Origin of the sequence: Rhodoferax sp. U11-2br, from assembly GCF_018619435.1 — a bacterium.
Lineage (GTDB): Bacteria > Pseudomonadota > Gammaproteobacteria > Burkholderiales > Burkholderiaceae_C > Rhodoferax.
The window spans coordinates 1-624 of the sequence record NZ_JAHFZF010000070.1 but is presented as its reverse complement, the minus strand read 5'-3'; the positions used below and the strand labels follow the sequence as shown (position 1 = coordinate 624).

Genomic DNA, 624 nt, shown 5'->3' with positions numbered 1-624 from the left:
GCCGGAGGACGTGGACAACAGCAACGACAACAACCTCATCAGCCTGGCCAATGGCAAGGTGCTGCTGAGTGCAACGGTGACGGTGGTGGATGGCGACAACGACACCGCGACCGGCACGGTGAGTGCGGATCTGGGTGGCAACATCCGTTTCGAAGACGACGTGCCCAGCGTGACCATCAACGCGGTGGTAGACGGTGGCATCACCCTGACCACCCAGGATGCGCAGACCATCGGGTCGGCCAGTGATACGGCGACCGGCAGCTTTGCGGCGGCGTTCCTGGCGGCGGCGGTGCCGAGCTATGGCGCGGACGGTCCGGGCACCACCACGGTGGGCAGTTACAGCCTGAGCGTGACCGACAGCAACAGCGGGCTGACCAGCAACGGGCTGGCCATCACCCTGACCAAGGTGGGCAGCGACATCGTCGGTTCGACCACGGCCGGGGAGGTGTTCCGCATCAGCGTGGCGAGCAATGGTACCGTGACGCTGACCCAGTCGGCGGAGCTGGATCATCTGCCGGAGGACGTGGACAACAGCAACGACAACAACCTCATCAGCCTGGCCAATGGCAAGGTGCTGCTGAGTGCAACGGTGACGGTGGTGGATGGCGACAACGACACCGCGAC

General features: G+C 64.7%; 1 protein-coding gene. It reads left to right on the top strand.

What is annotated here, in order from left to right; all coding sequences use genetic code 11:
• Positions 1-10: 10 nt before the first annotated feature.
• On the top strand, positions 11-624 hold a 614-nt coding region (locus KKO72_RS20775), incomplete at its 3' end, for a DUF5801 repeats-in-toxin domain-containing protein (protein ID WP_371736925.1).